A 384-nucleotide genomic window follows, 5' to 3' on the forward strand; every position below is an offset into this window, starting at 1 on the left:
TTTATTTTCTCAAGAAGAAAAGGAACAATTCTAATAGTTGGGTGGAAGATAAACAACCATAACACACCAGCTAATACGGGGGCAACCGCATAAGGCCAGAGCATGAGCATTGTATAAGCCTTTTTTGCATGAATAACGTGATCAGCTGAAACCGCTAAAAGAAGCGATATCATCATTGAAACAATAGTAACAGAGACAGAAAATATTATGGTTGTTAGAAATGATTTTATATAAATTGGATCAGAGAGAACTGTTAGGTAATTTTCAAACCCAATAAAAGTTGTGGTTAAACCAAATGTATCTTCACGCTCAAAGGATGATTCTATTGCTTGGGCAGTAGGCCAAAAGAAAAACAAGAAAGTTATAGCAAGCTGAGGAAAGAGT

Annotated in this window: 1 protein-coding gene; it reads right to left on the reverse strand. The window is 35.7% G+C overall.

Going from position 1 to position 384, the window contains the following annotated elements; all coding sequences use genetic code 11:
* Positions 1-384, reverse strand: a 384-nt coding sequence (locus J7R05_RS09005; RefSeq protein WP_484479020.1) for an ABC transporter permease, incomplete at both ends; no start/stop codon positions are given.

The organism is Bartonella capreoli (assembly GCF_902813205.1).
GTDB lineage: Bacteria > Pseudomonadota > Alphaproteobacteria > Rhizobiales > Rhizobiaceae > Bartonella > Bartonella schoenbuchensis.